This window comes from Helicobacter apodemus (assembly GCF_000765745.2).
Taxonomy (GTDB): domain Bacteria; phylum Campylobacterota; class Campylobacteria; order Campylobacterales; family Helicobacteraceae; genus Helicobacter_D; species Helicobacter_D apodemus.
The window spans coordinates 1-715 of record NZ_JRPC02000105.1 but is presented as its reverse complement, the minus strand read 5'-3'; the positions used below and the strand labels follow the sequence as shown (position 1 = coordinate 715).

The 715-nt window shown below is 33.7% G+C and carries 1 pseudogene; it reads right to left on the bottom strand.

The features are described from left to right. Window positions 1–715 (bottom strand): annotated as a pseudogene (locus LS72_RS11140) (hypothetical protein); the annotation flags it as partial.

Below are 715 nucleotides of genomic sequence, written 5' to 3'. Positions count from 1 at the left end.
AATAGTAAGATTACCTGTTATTTTTCCATTATTATTACCAATACCAGCATTTCTACCTATTATCATAGAGCCTTCACCTGAGATAAGAATATCTCCACTGAGGTTAGCGTTATCTCTAACACTGATTCCATAAAAAGTTTTTCCCTCTATTCTAGCTCCATCTTTAATGGTAATTTTTTGAGTAGTTGCTCCTGGGTGTAATATAATACCACTTTCACCCCCACTAATCTTAGTATTAGCTCCACTAATTTCAAGTTCTCCTAGAGTTTGGTTTTTATCAATATTAATACCATTCCGATTACCATACACTACAGCTCCATCTTGCATAATGAGTTTTCCAAATTTACCACCACCAACTACACTCATACCAAAATCCCCTTTTATAGTTCCAGTATTAATCATAGTTTCAATGGTTCCTCCTTGTAAATCTATAGTTGGATACCTATTTGTTGAACCTTGCATAGTTCCTTCATTGATGAGAGTTTTAATGATGGCACCACTTACTCTTAAGATTCTGAATTTCCCCTCTATCGTCCCACTATTCTTAAAAGTCTCTATACTACTCCCCCCTAAAATATTAATCACTATTCCTCTATTCCCCTCACTCTTAATAATTCCACTATTACTAAAATCTGTAAGAGTAGATTTATTAATATATACATTCACTGCATTACCAACAGCTTCTATGGTTCCAGTATTTTTAAAAGTTCCTAAA